This window comes from Paenibacillus massiliensis subsp. panacisoli DSM 21345 (assembly GCF_000426545.1).
Classification (GTDB): Bacteria; Bacillota; Bacilli; order Paenibacillales; family Paenibacillaceae; genus Paenibacillus; species Paenibacillus panacisoli.
Genome location: NZ_AUFO01000008.1, coordinates 183,970 through 200,219, shown reverse-complemented (window position 1 = coordinate 200,219; position 16,250 = coordinate 183,970). Strand labels below are relative to the sequence as shown.

At 49.9% G+C, this 16,250-nt stretch carries 10 protein-coding genes; 7 read left to right on the top strand and 3 right to left on the bottom strand.

The genetic code is table 11. The features are described from left to right. Positions 1-580: 580 nt before the first annotated feature. On the bottom strand, positions 581-2,251 hold the full coding sequence (gene rlmD / locus K331_RS0105900; protein ID WP_028589556.1) for a 23S rRNA (uracil(1939)-C(5))-methyltransferase RlmD: 1,671 nt from the start codon (positions 2,249-2,251) through the stop codon (positions 581-583). A gap of 312 nt (positions 2,252-2,563) precedes the next feature. On the opposite strand from rlmD, the gene recQ reads away from it, so the two are divergent. The 5 genes from recQ (at position 2,564) to K331_RS0105875 (ending at position 11,111) form a co-directional block, all read left to right on the top strand. After that, positions 2,564-4,441 carry a DNA helicase RecQ gene (gene recQ, locus K331_RS0105895; protein WP_028589555.1) on the top strand — a complete coding sequence of 626 codons (1,878 nt, stop codon included), beginning with the start codon at positions 2,564-2,566 and terminating at the stop codon, positions 4,439-4,441. A 163-nt stretch (positions 4,442-4,604) separates the two neighbouring features. Continuing rightward, on the top strand, positions 4,605-6,467 hold the full coding sequence (locus K331_RS0105890) for a B12-binding domain-containing radical SAM protein (RefSeq protein ID WP_028589554.1): 1,863 nt from the start codon (positions 4,605-4,607) through the stop codon (positions 6,465-6,467). Positions 6,468-6,918: 451 nt separating this feature from the next. Beyond that, on the top strand, positions 6,919-8,772 hold the full coding sequence (locus K331_RS0105885) for an HSP90 family protein (protein ID WP_028589553.1): 1,854 nt from the start codon (positions 6,919-6,921) through the stop codon (positions 8,770-8,772). Next, entirely contained in the window at positions 8,769-9,818 is a 1,050-nt protein-coding gene (locus tag K331_RS0105880) for a hypothetical protein (protein WP_028589552.1), read from the top strand. Before K331_RS0105885 ends, K331_RS0105880 begins: the two co-directional genes overlap by 4 nt. A gap of 228 nt (positions 9,819-10,046) precedes the next feature. After that, positions 10,047-11,111, top strand: a complete 1,065-nt coding sequence (locus K331_RS0105875) for a Gfo/Idh/MocA family oxidoreductase (protein WP_028589551.1) — start codon at positions 10,047-10,049, stop codon at positions 11,109-11,111. A gap of 154 nt (positions 11,112-11,265) precedes the next feature. Here K331_RS0105875 and K331_RS0105870 read toward each other — a convergent pair whose 3' ends face one another. Beyond that, the gene (locus K331_RS0105870; RefSeq protein ID WP_404821470.1) at positions 11,266-12,552 is read right to left on the bottom strand and encodes an alkaline phosphatase; all 1,287 of its coding nucleotides are present in this window, start codon (positions 12,550-12,552) and stop codon (positions 11,266-11,268) included. Positions 12,553-12,846: 294 nt separating this feature from the next. Beyond that, entirely contained in the window at positions 12,847-13,845 is a 999-nt protein-coding gene (locus K331_RS0105865) for a polysaccharide deacetylase family protein (protein ID WP_028589549.1), read from the bottom strand. 219 nt (positions 13,846-14,064) lie between these two features. Between K331_RS0105865 and K331_RS0105860 the strand changes: the two genes are divergently transcribed. Both K331_RS0105860 and K331_RS0105855 read left to right on the top strand, forming a co-directional pair. After that, positions 14,065-15,126, top strand: coding sequence for an SPFH domain-containing protein (locus tag K331_RS0105860; RefSeq protein ID WP_028589548.1), 1,062 nt, complete (start codon positions 14,065-14,067; stop codon positions 15,124-15,126). Next, positions 15,113-16,144, top strand: coding sequence for an NAD(+)/NADH kinase (locus tag K331_RS0105855; RefSeq protein WP_028589547.1), 1,032 nt, complete (start codon positions 15,113-15,115; stop codon positions 16,142-16,144). Before K331_RS0105860 ends, K331_RS0105855 begins: the two co-directional genes overlap by 14 nt. Positions 16,145-16,250: the final 106 nt, after the last annotated feature.

Genomic DNA, 16,250 nt, shown 5'->3' with positions numbered 1-16,250 from the left:
TGAAAAAGGCACAGTTAAATAAACCCAGGTCATAGTTCTAAAAAATGACGTGAGTTAATTAGCCTGTACCTTTCATTAACGTAAACGAATGAATTTGATGATCAAGAAAAACATCTCCTAATAACATTTAGTAAAGAAGAGCGATGCCACTCTATCTCTTAGTATAACCATGATGAAAAGGGTTTGTACACATCACAGTTCTTTCAACTCTCGGCCTTCAAAGCTCTCGCCATTATATTTGTACTCTGCAAACTTTATGGTATTGCGGCTACATTGATTTTTTTGATATTGCGTATAATCTCAGAGGTATCCGTCTCATCAGCCTTGCAAATAGTGACAAGCTCAGCATAGCCAAGGTCTGGTATCAAACGCTCCGTAGTTGCTACGATTATTGCTTCCCCCTATCCCTGGACTATTTTGTCATTAGAATTTGTAAGTTGGTATGACATCTCCTTTCACTTCCTTTGAAAGATCTTATATCAATATACAAGTCGAATGGAGTTGATAACTAACAAATGAAAAAGACAAATCCATCTCTTATGATGAACTTGCCTCGATCATTTCTTGTTAATTGTAATGTTTATTTTTTACTTCTAACTATCAACGCACAGCACTCCACATGACTCGTCTGCGGGAACATGTCTACGGGCTGCACCCATTGTAGCTCATAGCCACCATCCAGCAAGACTTTGGTATCCTTGGCCAGTGTCGACGGGTTGCAGGATACATAGACAAAGCGTTGTGGCTTGGTACGAAGTATAGTCTCTAGAAAGCGACGGTCTAACCCTGTACGCGGAGGATCAGCGATAATGACATCAGGCGTGAAGCCGCCCTTCACCCAACGAGGCAGCAGCACCTCGGCTTCCCCCGTGTAGAAGGTCGCATTATCCCGTCCGTTCTGACGGGCATTGCGTGCCGCATCCTCGACAGCCTCAGGAATAACCTCGATACCGCGCACCTCGCTGGCGTAAGGGGCTAGCCACAGGCCAATTGTACCTGTCCCGCAGTAGGCATCTACAACCGTTTCTTTGCCAGTCAGCGCAGCTGCAATCCGTACACTCTCATACAGCTTGACGGTCTGCTGTGGATTAAGCTGGAAGAAGGCACGTGGAGAGAGACGGAATTCCAGATCGCCAAGTGATTCCTCCATCGCTTCTGTTCCCCATAGTGTATGGGTCCGATCCCCGAAGACGAGATGGGTCTTGCCAGAGTTAATATTCAGAGACAAGCCGGACATCTGCGGCAGCTCTTGCCGCAACCTGCGAATGAGCTGCTCCTGCTGTGGTAGCTTGCTTCCTGCGGAGACGAGTGTCACCTGAAGCTGATCGGACTGGAACCCATGTCGTACAACAATGGTACGGATGCCCTCGCGGTTACCTTGATCCTTGTACAGCGGAATGCGCAGCTCGTCCAGCACTTTTTTAACTGCTGCTACGGCTTGATTGATCTTGGGATGCTGAATCGGGCAGCCGCTAATGTCCACGATCGTATGGCTGTTCATTTCATACAATCCCGCGATGATCTCTCCCTGGCGACGAGTAACCTGTAGCTGTGCCTTGTTGCGGTAATCCCACGGATGCTCCATGCCGAGCATTGGCTTCATGGGCACGGAATCAAGACCTGCATAACGATTGAACGCTTCGCGGACAATCTCAGTCTTGGCCTCCAGTTGTCCCTCATAGGACATATGCTGAATTTGACAGCCGCCACACTCTCCAAAGACAGGGCAGGGCGCATCGATGCGATGCACAGAGCGCTTCTCAATCTCCGTAAGAGTAGCCTGAATAAAGCCTTGCTGTACAGTATCTACCTTGGCCTTGACGACCTCATTCGGCAGGGCACCTGTGATGAATACGGCTTTGCGTCGATAATAGCCAACACCTTCGCCGTTGATTCCCAGTCGCTTGATGGTGACGACGATCCGATCGTTCGGGCGGAGCTCCTCTGCATCGGCAGCACTAGGTCGCTGGCGCTGAAAGGAGTGCTTATTTACTTTCGACTTGGGGCCGTCAGCAGCTTTCGCATGAGAACTCGTTTTTTGGGGGCCGGAATGGCTTACGCCTGGTTTACTTTTACTTGTACTGGACTTGCCTGTACCTGGCTGGCTTTTACCTGATTGGCTTGTACTGGACTGATTGGTGCTTGCGTAGCTTTTGCCTGATGTTTTGCCTGTATATGGTTGGGAATTGGTTTGCTTGGTAGGTTGAGCCTGGGGTTGAGTCCCCTTGCGGGGGCGTGTATGTTCACTCATAACGGTAAAATCTCCATCCTCTGTAGTATCGTGTTCACTATATCATGTGGGAGGATGGAAAGCTATGTGGCGACTGGCAAAGACAGGATCGTGGCGGGGCTTTTTACACGTGCTGTAGGGAGGATATGAGGCTCAAAAGGGTCACCTAACTCTATAAGTAGCGGTTGTCCAACCTGATATTCCCCGTTAAACTTATTTTTAGATATTAGAGTAGGAAGGTTGTCGTTGTTTTCAGGCTTCCTCAGCTATTGAAATGATGCTGCTTTGATGGGAAAATAGAGTGTATTGGCTTTTTATAAGGGGTTATGAAAAATGAGTGTACAAGCACCGAGTCTAGAGCAGGCACGTGAGCTTTTGGTCAAATACTACGGATATCCCGACTTTCGGGAAGGACAAAAAAATATTGTAGGCAGTCTCCTGGAGCGCAGTGATACGCTTGGTATTATGCCAACAGGAGGAGGAAAGTCCATCTGCTACCAGATCCCGGCCTTATTATATGAAGGGGTGACACTGGTAGTGTCGCCATTGATCTCCCTCATGAAGGATCAGGTGGATGCGCTGACGACGATGGGGATTCCTGCTGCCTATATTAACAGTACCTTGACTGTCAGAGAGGTAAATGACCGGCTGCGAGCTGCACGTCAAGGACATCTGAAATTGCTGTATGTAGCACCTGAGCGGCTGGAACTGGATTGGTTCCGCGAAGAGATGAGCCAGCTCGGAATTTCCTGTGTCGCTGTCGATGAGGCGCACTGTGTATCACAATGGGGGCATGACTTCCGGACAAGCTATCTGGTTGTATCTCCATTCGTGGAAAGTCTGCCGGAGCGTCCGGTGCTGGCGGCCTTCACAGCGACGGCTACGCCGCAGGTCATGGATGACATTGTCAGGCTGCTGCGTCTGCGTGAGCCACAGACCTTTGTCACAGGATTGGGACGTCCCAATCTGGCCTTTAGCGTGCTGCGCGGGGAGGATCGACGGTCGTTTCTGCTGAACTATGCGAAGGAGCATGCAGATGAGTCCGGGATCGTGTATGCCGCTACCCGTAAGGATGTGGATGATCTGTATATGCGCCTAAAGGAAGCAGGGCTCGCGGCCGGGCGATATCACGCAGGTATGAGCGATGAGGAGCGGGCGGAGAGTCAGGAGGCCTTCCTGTACGACGATATCCGGGTCATCGTGGCGACGAATGCCTTCGGGATGGGTATCGACAAGTCCAACGTACGGTATGTCATACATTATAATATGCCGAAGAATATGGAGGCCTATGTCCAGGAGGCAGGTCGTGCGGGCCGGGATGGTGATCCCAGCCAGTGCATTCTGCTCTTCGGACCACAGGACATTGTGACCCAGAAGTTCCTGATTGAGCAGAACCCGCAGGATGAGGATCGCAAGCGCAATGATTATCGCAAGCTGCAGCAGATGGTGGATTATTCCTATACGACTCGTTGCCTGCGCAGTGCGCAGCTGGACTATTTTGGGGAGCAGCATGATGGAGAAGACTGCGGCAATTGCAGCTCCTGTACAGATGACCGCGAGATCGTCGATATTACCGTAGATGCACAGAAGATCTTCTCTTGCATTCACCGGATGCGTGAACGCTTCGGCGCCTCCATGGTCGCCTCCGTGCTCAAGGGCTCACGCAACAAGAAGGTACTGCAATACGGCTTCGACAGCCTGCCAACCTATGGTGTGCTGGGGAGCCGAACCGAGAAAGAGATCGTGGAGATGATCAACATTTTGATCTCGGAGGGATATTTATCCTTGTCGGAAGGACAATACCCAGTAGTACGGCTGCAGCAGCTGGCGGCTGAGGTACTCAAGGGGCAGCGCCAGGTCATGCAGCGTGTGGTACGTCATGCGACGTCCTTCACTGGAACAGGCGGCCGACGTGCGAAGGATGCTTATCCTGCTGCGGTGAATGAGACAGTCTTCGAGCAGCTTCGCTTGATTCGGCGAGAATTGGCTGCCAAGGAGCATGTACCTTCTTATATTATTTTCAATGATGCGACGCTGCGTGAGATGAGTGTTGCCACTCCTGTGACCGAAGCAGACATGCTGCGTGTGAAGGGTGTAGGTGAGGTGAAGTTTCGGAAATACGGACGTCCGTTCCTGGAATTCTTCCAGAAGCAGTCCGAGGCGGAGCAGGTTCCCTACGATGACGGCTTCGACGACTACGCAGGGTACTAGATGACTTTAAGGTTGCTGTTCAACTGCTATTCATCTTAGATCAAAGAACAGCAAGCTTATCTGTGGTCGACAGGACTCCTGCTTGCAGCGGTTCTATACTCACAGTGGTTCCCGTCAAGACACTAGCAACCTGCCCTACGAATTTAAATAAAGAAGGTGAATTATGAAAGTTGTTCTCTCAACGCTGAACGCAAAGTACATTCATACATGTCTTGCGATTCGCTGTCTGAAGGCCTACAGTGACAAGGATTTTGACATTGAGCTGGCAGAGTATACGATCAAGGACCCGGTCATGAACATTGTATCGGACTTATTCCAGCGCAAGCCGGACGTCATCGGATTCTCCTGCTATATCTGGAATATTGAAGAGACGATCAAGGTCATTGATATTGTGAAAAAGGTTATGCCCGAGGTACGCATTGTACTGGGTGGACCCGAGGTATCCTATGATACAGAGGACTGGATGAAGCGGCTCAGGAATGTGGATTTCATCGTCATGGGTGAAGGAGAAGAGTCGTTCCATCAGCTGCTTCAGGAGATCGAGGGCAAGGGGAAGTACCATTTTGTCTATGGACTTGCCTACCGCAAGGGAGAAGAGATCATTCTGATGCCAGGCCGCCCGAAGGCCGATCTGAATGACTTGCCTTCACCGCACCGTTTTGTGGAGGATATTCCCGAGCTGGCGAATCGGATTGTCTATTTTGAGACGAGCCGCGGCTGCCCGTTCAGCTGCCAATTCTGTCTATCCAGTATTGAGGTTGGAGTCCGGTACTATGATATTGAGCGAACGAAGGCAGATATCATCTATTTGATTGATCAGGGTGCCAAGCTTATCAAGTTCGTGGATCGGACGTTCAATATCAAGCGTGATTACGCTCTAGAAATGTTCCAGTTCCTCATCGAGAATCACCGGGGCTGCGTGTTCCAGTTCGAGATTACGGCGGATATTATGAGGCCCGAGGTTCTGGATTATTTGGCAGAGCATGCTCCGCCGGGGATCTTCCGCTTCGAGATCGGTGTCCAGTCGACCAATGATCCGACGAATGAACTGGTCAAGCGCCGTCAGAATTTTGCCAAGCTGACACGCACCGTGACGAAGGTCAAGAACAGCCGCAAGATTGATCAGCATCTGGATCTCATTGCAGGCTTGCCTCAGGAGGACTACAATACGTTCCGCAAGACCTTCAACGATGTATTCGCACTGGAGCCAGAGGAGCTGCAGTTAGGCTTCTTGAAGATGCTTCGTGGTACCGGACTGCGTCTTGATGCAGAGAAGTACAATTACACGTATATGGATGTAGCTCCATACGAAATGCTGAGCAATGATGTGCTATCCTTCGAGGATATTGTACGACTCAAGCGCTTGGAGGATGTACTGGAAAAATACTGGAATGCGCACCGGATGGATCGTACCTTGAAGTTCCTGATGGAGCAGGAATTTCCGTCTGCCTTTGACTTCTTTCAGGAGTTCGGTGATTACTGGGAGGGGCAAGGCTGGCAGAAGATCGGGCACCAGCTGGAGGATCTCTTCATGCGTCTGCACTCCTTCCTGGAGCAACGGGATACGAAGAATATGGAGATCATTCTTGGCCTGATGAAGCTGGATTACTTCCTGAATCACAAGTACAAGCCGCGGAAGATCTGGTGGGATTTTGGGCTGGAGAAGGACGAGTGGGGCAGCTATATGAAGCTGGCCGCAGAGCAGCCTGAGAAATTGCAGGTGGTGCAGGAAGATATCGCGGATATCGAGAATAACGTTAGGTTGGAACCTAGTGGGCATGGGCACGAGCTTGAGACAGGGAGCGAGAGCCCACCGGCATTCGCAGAGCTTCGACTGGGAGAGCGTGAGCTTCAGAAGCATGCGGTGCTTGAAATCCTGCCCTTTGATCTATCAGCAGTGCTTGCAGGAGATGCCGCAGCAGTGGCTCAGGGCCGTACATTGGTGCTGGTGGTATATCAGCAACAGAACAATCAGAAGCCTCTTTATTATATGATGAAGCTGGGGCAGGAAGCTGCCGCTATCTAAGTGTTGAATATGAAGCTACACGTGAGTCTTGCTGGTTAGAGACTCAATAACGATGGCAATAAGATGAACCCGAAGGTCTGGGCTACTCTATCGAGATAGCTTGAGGCAGTCGGGTTCTTTTGCTGTTATATGTAGGGACTTTGGACGGAGCTAATGCTACTTGGGGCTTATTGCCAGCTATTCATCCTCCACGTATACTATTATTTAACATCCAATTTGCACCAAATTGAAGAAGTGTTACAAACGGATATTCGTATTTCTGACAACAGTACAGTAACTGCTAGAAGAGTGTGATCGGTCACAGTCTGCCCTGCAGCGTTCCTGGATTGTTGTTTTGTCATGGAAAGAATCTCTGTATCATCGGATGGATGACGATGAGCACAGCTATAATCACAGTGATTCACAACGTCTAACAGTGGGGAAAGCGTAAATAACAAAGGAGCGTGACAGCATGAGTGAACAGGATAATTACCGTTTTCAGGTTAACCTGAGCGGCATGATTCAGATTCTATCAGATCATCTATATAGTAATCCCAAGGTGTACATACGAGAGCTGATGCAAAATGCAATAGACGCCATTACGGCACGCAAAGCCCAGGACCCCGGCTATGAGGAGCAGATTCTGGTGCAGGTTACGGGTACGGGCACTGAGGCTACTCTGATGATTGAGGATAATGGTATCGGTCTTACCGAAGCGGATATTCACGAGTTCCTGGCGATGATCGGTCAATCCTCCAAGCGGGGAGATGGGCTGGAGCCCTTGCAGGAATCAGGCTTTATTGGTCGGTTTGGCATCGGCCTTCTATCCTGCTTCACCGTGAGCAATGAGATTGTCATGATCACCCGTTCCGCGAAGGGGGGACCCGCCCTCGAATGGAGAGGCAAGCCCGATGGCACCTATTCGATCCGTAAGCTGGATGTGGATCTGTCGATAGGTACAAAGGTATATTTGCGCTGCAAGCCTGGCTTCGAATTGTACTATGAACCCGAGCTGCTGGCTGGATGGTTGTATGACTATGGCGCGCTTCTGCCTTATCCGATCAAGTTGCAGGATCAGGAGCAGACCCGAACGATCAACGAATGGCGCCCAACATGGATTACGGAGCCTGGATTGGCACGGAGTCATCGGGAAGAGGTACTACAATTCGGCTCAAGACTGCTGGGCGAACGCTTCCATGACTTCATTCCGTTGCAGACAGCCTCTGGACGTACAGGAGGCATTGCCTATATATTGCCGCAGACCGTGAATCTGAACGCGAAGAAGACCCATCGAGTGTACCTGAGGAACATGCTGGTATCGGACAAAGCACAGAATGTGCTGCCGGATTGGGCATTTTTCGTAAAATGCATCATTTGGACTGATGAGCTGCAGCCAACTGCATCGCGTGAGGACTTCTATGAAAATGAACGTCTGGAGGAGGTTCGAGGCGAGCTGGGTGAAGCCTTGCGTCAGGAGCTGGTTCAGATGGCTGATTCAGAGCCGGAACGACTCCGCCAGACGATACGTCTGCATGCACTCTCGATGAAGTCACTGGCTATGGAGCATAGAGACTTCTATCGAATGATTTATCGCTGGTTGCCCTTCGAAAGTACCTTCGGCTCCAAGGAACTAGGCGAGCTGCTGGAGGAAGGCAGAACCCTGTATTATACATTAACGCTGGATGAGTATCGACAGATTACCCATGTCGCTGCCGCTCAATCCTTACTTGTCATTAACGGTGGCTATCTGTACGATGCGGAGCTGTTGGCAACCTTGCCAGACATCCTGCCTGAGGTTGCCACGGAGCGCCTGATCCCGGAGGATGTGTCGCTTGCATTCACGGAGGTGACAGCAGCGGAGCGGATGCGCTTTTATGAGCAGGTGCTCCATGCGGATGCTGTGCTGCAGTGTTTTCGCTGCCGGGTTGAGCTGAAGCGCTTCAAGCCAACAGAGCTACCAGCACTCTTCACACTGTCCAAGGAATCCTCTGACATGCGGGCACTGGAGGCTGCTGAGGAAATTAGTCCGCAAGCTATATCCTCGGTCCTGGGAAGCCTTGGCTCCAAATATCGGGAGGCCGCATACTCCACGCTCTATCTGAATCTGGATAATCCGCTCGTAGGACGCTTATTTGAAGCAGGGCTGACGGGTATGCTCAAGCCAGCAGTTGAACTGCTCTATGTGAATTCGCTTCTGATGGGGCATTATCCGATGAATCGGCAAGAGCTGGCTGTGCTCAATCAAGGGATTTTACATTTTATAGATATGGGATTAGCAGTAGATACAGCTCGTGAGGGCACAATTGATGGAGGGGATACAAAATGAGCACCGAATTCGATGAGTTGATGAGTCAGGCTTACGCATTGCCGAATGGCAGGGCTAAAATTGCTCTTCTGGAGGAGGCCATTCGTACAGCGGATGTGCTGAATTTGGTAGAGGAGGGATATGCCGCTCGTTCAGAGATGGTAGAGGCAGGGACCTTTGGCGGCTATCCGATGAAGGCACTGGTAGCCTTCTCATGGATGCTGGGGCAGTTCGATCGTGAGCCGGAAGCCTATGACGAATTCGACTTGCTATGGTCCTATAAATGGATTCTGAACAGCATCTCTGCATTTCCGGAGATTAGCTTGAAGCAGATTGATAATCTGCTGGAGGATATGAGAACACGCTATCAGGAATATGGCTACAGCGATCGCACATATTACTATTATAAAAGTCTCGTTGCCCTCATGTGCGGTGACATTACCGAAGCTGGAGTTTACATGGACAAGGTCTTGGGCATGGAGCGAGATGGTATGAGTGACTGTATCGCCTGTGAGCAGGATCAATTCGTAGAGTACGAGCAGGTGGCAGGGAACATTGATGAACTGTTGCGCAAGGCCGAGCCGATCGTATCAGGACGTATGACGTGTGGGGAGATTCCGCATAAGACCCTGTCCCATCTGTTCCTTCCACTTCTTGAACGAGGCGAGACGGAACGGGCGGATAAGCTGGAGCGCAAGAGCTATCGTCTGGTCAAAGGGGAAAGGGACTTCATGATTCCGATTGCCCGACATATTACATATCTGCGCAGAGTTCATCCGATGAAGGCGCTAGAGGTGTTCGAGAAGCATGTGGCGATGTCCATTGATCTGGAGAATCCGATTGCGAAGCTGCAATTTGATGGGGCCTCAGCAGCGTTACTACGACAGCTTGCCGAGGAGGAGCAGGGACTTCGACCCGTGTTACCGGCTTCGCTGCCTTATCAGGGAGATGCGGGGAATTTACCGGGTCTTGCTCTGTATTTTGCGGAGCAGGCTCAAGCTACAGCCCAACGGTTGGATCAACGCAATGGCAACAGCTTTTATACCGAGTTGCTCACAAAGCTTTAATAGACTGAGGTTAGTGCCAACTACAGCAGGAAAAAAGTGAGGAATCTATGACTATGCTCGGCAGTGTAGCATCAGGCACAGTAGCTATCGCCCGAACCAAGCTGACGACCTCCAAAGATTGACCAGATTGTTCATGTTTTTATCATAATGTGCATTTTATGCTCCTTCGCTTCGGGCTAGAATGAGAGTGACATATTCTTCCTATCAAGGCTGAAAGGGACGATTCCTATGAATCAAGGACAGCATGCAGTTGTGATTGTGGGTTATGGAGGCATGGGGAGCTATCACGCCAAGCTCATTGGGCAGGCGAATAGTCTCCGTGTAGTAGGAGCTTATGATATTCAGACAGATCGGCAAGAGGCCGCTGTGCAGGATGGCTATCGTAACTATGACAGCTATGCATCCGTGTTGAATGACACGATGGTAGATACAGTGCTGATTGCTACGCCGAATGATGTGCACAAGGAGCTGGTCATTGAGGCTCTCAAGGCTGGCAAGCATGTTATTTGCGAGAAGCCTGTAGCTTTGTCGGTAGTGGAATTCCGTGAAATGGTAGCTGTTGCCGAGCAGACAGGACAGATCCTCATGGTGCATCAGAACCGTCGCTGGGATGAGGATTTCCGTATAATCAAGCAGATGTATGATCAGGAGACCATTGGTGGGCTGTTCCGTATCGAATCTCGTGTACATGGGGCGAATGGCATTCCTGGCGATTGGCGTCATCTGGAGCAATATGGAGGAGGCATGCTGCTGGATTGGGGTGTTCATTTGCTCGATCAGCTGGTCTTCATGGTGGATAGCAAGATTACCAGTATCAGTGGTCGGCTCAGCTACATTCTCGGTGATGAGGTGGATGATGGCTTCGAGGCTATTCTGGAGTTCGAGAATGGTGTCTCTGCACTGGTAGAGGTGGGGACGACCAACTATATTCCACTCCCCCGCTGGTATGTGAAAGGAACGGAAGGTACAGGCATCATCGAGGATTGGTCGCTTAACGGTCGTGTGGTGACACGCAACAAGGATGTAGGCCGTATCGAACCGAAGCCCATTCAGGCGGGCGTGGGGCTCACCAAGACAATGGCACCTCCCTCGGAGGAAGCAACGATTACAGAGGCGTTGCCACAGCCCTTTGAGCATGAGAGCAGCTTTTATGACAACTATGTTGCGGTAGTAGAAGGGACGGCTGTGCCGATCGTTCGTAATGAAGAGGTGCTACGGGTGCTGAACATTATTGAAGCGATCTTTACTTCGGCGCGTACAGGGCAGGCTGTACGAGATTTTGATCTATACTAGACACTGCTCCTAAAAAGAAATAAGGTCCGGAGAATATCTCCGGACCTTTGCTGCGTTGCAGTTCCTGAACGTGCTGCATCTACAATGTTGCTGAGCCTACACCTGTTGCATATTGTCTGCTGTATTCACAGCTGCTGTTTCTATCCAGCCACTCTTATTTTTTGAAAATTTCGAAAATAACATCCGCATTCTTGGTGTTATCAATCAAGCCTGCGAAATTCTCTTTGCCTGGTCCATAAGCGTATACAGGCACTTCCTCACCCGTATGTCCACCTGTGGTCCAGCCAGTGAAGGAGCGAGTATTGAAAATCTCTTCAATCGCATTATCAATGTCTGCCACGTCTTTACCTACCGTAGCCTTCACCGATTGGATCTCCTCTGGTGTCAGCTCAAGTGCAATATATTGACTCAGCACCGTCTCCACATCTGCACCACCCGCAATTTCATTGGCCATGAAATCTGGAGTGCGCTTTGCTGCCTTGATCGGTTCAACATTGAAGTTATATTCGCCAGCAGCGCCCAGGCTGAAGCCTCCTGTGGAGTGGTCGGCAGTAGCTACTACAAGGGTATGACCGTCCTTCTTGGCGAAATCAATAGCTGCTTGGAATGCTCGCTCGAAATCTTCCATTTCACTCATGGCAGCGACGACATCGTTATCATGACCTGCCCAGTCGATCTGGCTACCCTCAACCATGAGGAAGAAGCCTTTATCATTCTTGCTCAGACGATCAATCGCTACGTTCGTCATTTCCTCAAGGGAAGGAGTAGCGCTGGTACGATCAATCATCTTGTCCAGTCCACCGTCTGCGAACAAGCCAAGTAATTTGGTGTTGCTATCCTTCAGCAAAGCATCGCGGTTGGTGACATAGCTGTATCCGTCTTTGGTAAATTCCTTCGTCAGATCACGGTCTTCACGAACAAAGTTCGTCTTTCCGCCTCCAAGCAGCACATCCACCTTGTGCTCCCCATTAATCAATTCATCATAGTAGTCATTGGCAATAGCGTCCATGTTCTTACGGCTAATGTCATGAGCACCAAAAGCGGCAGGTGTTGCATGTGTAATCTCGGAGGTCGCTACAAGACCCGTGGACTTGCCAATTTCCTTCGCTTGCTCCAGCACGGTCTTCACGTCCTGCTGCTTGGTATCTACAGCTATAGCCGCATTGTACGTCTTCACACCAGCTGACATTGCTGTTGCTGCGGAAGCCGAGTCCGTAATATTCTGCTTGTCATCATCTGGATAGGTCATTTGGGCACCGACCAGGTACGGATCGAATGCGGTCAATTCCTTTTGCGGTGTGTTAGGGTTGTCCTTCATGTAACGGTGAGCTGTAATGTAAGAGAAGCCCATACCGTCTCCCACCAGAAAGATAACGTTCTTGATCTCGCCAGTGTTGGTAGCCGCTGCAGCCGGCTGTGCTCCAGGAAGCAATGAGGCCATCATCACGGTTGATAAAATTGTAGCAGGAATCAGCTTTTTGCTGAATTTGGATAACATATACTACCTCCTGAAATGAGTGGGATATAAATACTTACATATAAAGATAAACTCGAAATATTATCATATGTTCATATTTGTGTTAATGGACTGTTAATTATATGGGAAATACACTTCTGTAAGATGCTGTTAAGTGGTAGAGGACATATCGAAGGTCGCGGCTTACGCTCGTTGTGCTGTGTGGGCTGTGGGCATAGAAAAAAGCACAGCATAGCTGTGCTAGTGAGGGTTATGAAGCTACGAGGTGGTGTTATAGCCTCTTGAGAATGGCAGTGGTCGCATCGGTGCACCCTGCTTCATGTACTGGATGAGCACCTCAGCCTTCGTATACATTCCGCCTGCATTGACTCGGTAGCCGTTGGTCTGGCCAGGGGTATTGATTCCCCGCTTGACCGTGAAGGTCACATCAATTCCGAGGCTCTTGGCGAGACGCAGCGTATCTGCATTATGCCCTCCGTAAGGAAAGGCGAGTACGTGCAGGTGATTGTTCAGTTGTGAGTCCAGCAAGCTGTTGGCCGTCCGAAGATCCTTCAGCACTCTCGCTTCAAATTCAGCTTGAGTCTCCATGCGTCCAAGCGCCTTCAAATGAATGGGAGCCATGAGCAGCGGCTTTTGTTTGGTGTGCTCTTCATTGACGTAACCATACCCGTGCGAATCATTAGTGTGGTTGTAGAAATCAATTCCCTTGGCATGCATTTCACGAATCTGCTCCCACGAGAGCTTGGCAACTCCAATATGCTTGGGGTTGTCTATTGTAGCGGTAATGACGAAATTGGTAGCTGGGGCGCCATATTCCTGCAGCACAGGATAAGCACTGGTATAGAACGACTCATAGCCATCATCGAAGGTCAGCAGGACAGCATTATCCGGTACAGGAGCACCATGAAGGACGAAGTTCACATACTGCTCCATCGAGATCCATTGAAAATGATTTGCCTTCATCGCCTCCAATTGAGCACGAAAGGAAGCAACACTAATGGATTTATCGTCCACCGGATTCGGGCTGACATCGTGGTACATGAGCACGATCACCTGATTGCGATAATAGGTCTTATCTGGTGTAGCTGAGGTATGGAAAATATGACGGGCCAGCCTGTCCGCATTGGCTGTCCGGGTATGTGCAGCCTTATTGGGCAGCGGTGAATGATAGTAGTCCTGCATGCTCCAGCACAAGAGTACGAGTACGCTGGTGAGTAACAGGATCAGCGAGACTATTTTTAACTTATGTAATTTCATGGATTCAATCCCTTTGACACAAAATTAAGCCTTCGGCAGAAGACTTTACCAAGATACCATGATTTGCGTAACGATGAACGACAATTTTGTCATCATATTTTTCATGTATAGCGTGATATTAACGTATTGATAATATGTTAATTTGATGATATTATTTTGTTAATAACAAATGGTTAATATCAAAATGGCGAAACAAACTTGATCAAGGATGGTGACATGATGCTGGGATGGAAATTTGTGAAGTTTCAACCAAGCGAATATGTAATGAAGTTCCGAAGCGGCAAAGTAATCAAAGAAGGTGTGGGGCTTTCCTTTTATTATTATGCCCCGTTGACTTCGATTGTGGTCATCCCAGTCTCATCTATTGATGTACCCTTCATGTTCGATGAGATGACTCGGGATTATCAGACAGTAACGGTACAAGGACAATTGACTTATCGGATTACAGATTTTCGCCGCATCTCCCGCCTGCTGAATTATACCTATGATCCCAGGAAGCACCGTCATCTCTCCGATGATCCGGATAAGCTGTCGCAACGCGTCATTCATATGGCGAAGGTGCAAATTCAGAAGCATATTGAGCATATGCCCCTAAAGGAGGTACTGCAATCGAGTGAAAGTCTGGCGGGCAGCATTCGGCAGGAGCTTCGAGTGCATGAAGAGCTGGAGCAGCTAGGAATTGAGTTAATCGGTCTATCGATTCTGGCGATTCTGCCTAATAAGGAGACACTGCGAGCCTTAGAGGCTGAGGCACGGGAGGAAATATTGCGACAGGCAGACGATGCCCTCTATGAACGACGTAATTCCTCGATTGAGCAGGAGCGACGTGTGAAGGAGAATGAGCTGAATACCGAAATTGCTGTGGAGGCCAAGAAGCGGCAGATCCAAGAGGCCAAGCTGGAATCCGAGCGCTTCGCCCTACAAAAGCATAATGAGATGAAGGAGGAGCAATTGAACCACGACACCCTTCTGGAGGAGCGCAAGCGAGAGCTGATTGAGCTGGCTGTTGCCAACAAGAGGGCCGAAGCAGATGCCAAGGCCTATGAATTGACAGCGGTCATGCGTTCACTGGAGGGAGTGGAGCCTGCTCTGCTGAAATCCATGGCCCAGATGGATATGAATCCGGATAAGCTGATTGCCATTGCCTTCCGGGAGATGGCGGAGAACGCAGAGAAGATTGGTCAGCTGAACATTACACCGGACTTGCTACAGGGCTTGATGGAGGGGTCAGGCGATCATATGCGGACGACGAAGGAGCGGCGGGGCGATGGATGGAAATAAAAATAAGCGGGATGCCAAGTTTGTCCTGATTACCAGAAAGTCGCGTCTTGCGGAGTTGGTGGTTCGTTATAATACGGTGCAGCAGGCCCGCTTTTATATTGAGCGTCTGGGGGCGGATTTTGGAGATTACATGCAGGAGGATCAGGATTATAAAGTAGCACTTGCCAGCGTGCAACAGCAGTTGGCTGAGCTTGGGAGAGTACAGCTGGTGAATCGTGCATATGTCCCGAATTTTATATTCGGCCCTGAGGATATCGTCGTAGTGCTCGGGCAGGATGGGCTTGTAGCGAATACGATGAAGTATCTGTCTGGCCAGCCGCTGGTGGCTGTGAATCCAGATCCTCTTCGCTGGGACGGTGTACTACTCCCCTTTCTGGTGCATGATGTCAAGGCTGTTGTGCGCGATGTACTTCAGGGTTATAGATCCAGTCGGGAAGTGACTCTGGCACAGGCTACTTTAAATGATGGTCAGAACATCTACGCTGTGAATGATCTGTTCATCGGACGCAGGACTCACGTATCTGCACGTTATCTCCTTCAGCTCGAGGGTCGGCAGGAGACCCAGTCATCGAGCGGAGTTATTGTCTCGACGGGTCTCGGCTCTACAGGATGGCTAAGCAGTGTAATGACCGGGGCTTCAAGGGTCGCAGAACAGGTAACAGGCCAGCGGATGTCATGGAACTCCGAGCAGCTTCGACAGTCCGAACGACAGCGTGCGGAGGAGCGACAGACAGAGCAGCCTATAGAGCAGAATAGGGGCATGGATATGAACCGTTATAGTCGCTGGAGCTTACCCGAGCTGTTCTTTACAGTAAGGGAACCATTTGTAAGCCGCACAACAGGTGGTGAATTAGCTTGCGGCTGTATTGAGCAAGGCCAGCAGCTTCGAATCACCTCACAAATGCCTGAGCAGGGCGTGATCTTCAGTGACGGTATGGAGGAGGATTATCTCGAATTCAATGCAGGTGTTGAAGCCATCATTCGCAGAGCAGACAAGGCTGGCAGTCTGGTTGTATAGGAACTGATATGAGCTTGCTGTTCGTGTATGCTCTCTCTGCTGGTTGGATCTGTGAATGTTTGGATACCCTATGAACGGGAGACTCTGAAAGGATCAAGGTCTTCCC